The organism is Ruegeria atlantica (assembly GCF_947495585.1).
Taxonomy (GTDB): Bacteria; Pseudomonadota; Alphaproteobacteria; order Rhodobacterales; family Rhodobacteraceae; genus Ruegeria; species Ruegeria atlantica_G.
Genome location: NZ_CANLZK010000042.1, coordinates 1 through 1,205 on the forward strand (window position 1 = coordinate 1; position 1,205 = coordinate 1,205).

General features: G+C 56.9%; 1 protein-coding gene. It reads left to right on the plus strand.

Features of this window, described 5'->3' with window-relative positions; all coding sequences use genetic code 11:
- Positions 1 to 1,010: type III glutamate--ammonia ligase (glnT, locus tag QMP16_RS23485; protein WP_282154381.1), on the plus strand; the 1,010-nt coding region annotated here is incomplete at its 5' end.
- Positions 1,011 to 1,205: the final 195 nt, after the last annotated feature.

Sequence of the window (1,205 nt, forward strand, 5' to 3'; positions counted from 1 at the left end):
TGATTGACGAAGCCGCAGGCGAAGGCATGCATGTCAAAACCGGTATTGAGGCCGAGTTTTTTCTGCTGACCCCGGACGGCGAGCAAATCAGCGACCCATTCGATACAGCAGAAAAGCCCTGTTATGACCAACAGGCCGTAATGCGCCGCTATGATGTGGTGCGCGAGATCTGTGATTACATGCTGGAACTGGGCTGGGGTCCCTACCAGAATGACCACGAGGACGCCAATGGCCAGTTCGAAATGAACTGGGAATTTGATGATGCGCTGCGCACCGCTGACAAGCACTCTTTCTTCAAGTTCATGACCAAGTCGGTTGCTGAAAAGCACGGCCTGCGCGCCACCTTCATGCCGAAACCGGTTGAAGGTCTGACCGGCAATGGCTGCCACGCCCACATCTCGGTCTGGGACGCACCGGGCGATGCAGCCAAGACAAACATTTTCGCAGGTGCGGGCGACGGCCCCACCGGAGAGGTTGGTCTGGGAGAGCGGGGCAAGCACTTCCTGGGCGGCATCATGAAACACGCCTCAGCACTGGCAGCTATCACCAATCCCACGGTGAACAGTTACAAACGTATCAACGCGCCGCGGACAATGTCGGGCGCAACATGGGCGCCCAATACAGTGACTTGGACAGGCAACAACCGGACGCACATGGTTCGCGTTCCCGGCCCCGGCCGGTTTGAGCTGCGTCTGCCCGATGGGGCGACCAACCCCTATCTGCTACAAGCGGTGATCATCGCCGCTGGCCTGTCCGGTGTCCGGTCCAAAGCTGACCCGGGCAAACGTTGGGACATCGATATGTATGCTGAAGGCCACAAGGTGCGCGGTGCGCCGAAACTACCGTTGAACATGCTTGATGCCCTGCGCGAATACGACAAGGACAAGGAACTGAAGGCCATGATGGGAGCCGAGTTCTCATCCGCGTTTCTGAAAATGAAACATCAGGAATGGAACTCTTTCGTCTCTCACTTCTCACGCTGGGAAAAAGACAACACTTTGGACATCTAAGCCGGGTTGCAAGGTTGCATCTCTGGGCCGCGGCACAAGCTGCGGCCCCGTTATTTGAGGCCCCAGTGGCTCGCTAGGAACGTTCTCAAGTTTCAGCATACGCAAGGCGAGTCTCGGCGCAGTTTGTGACCACATCGCCAAGCATCAAGACGACACGCAGATCGTACACTTCTACAAAGGGCAATCTATTCCGCA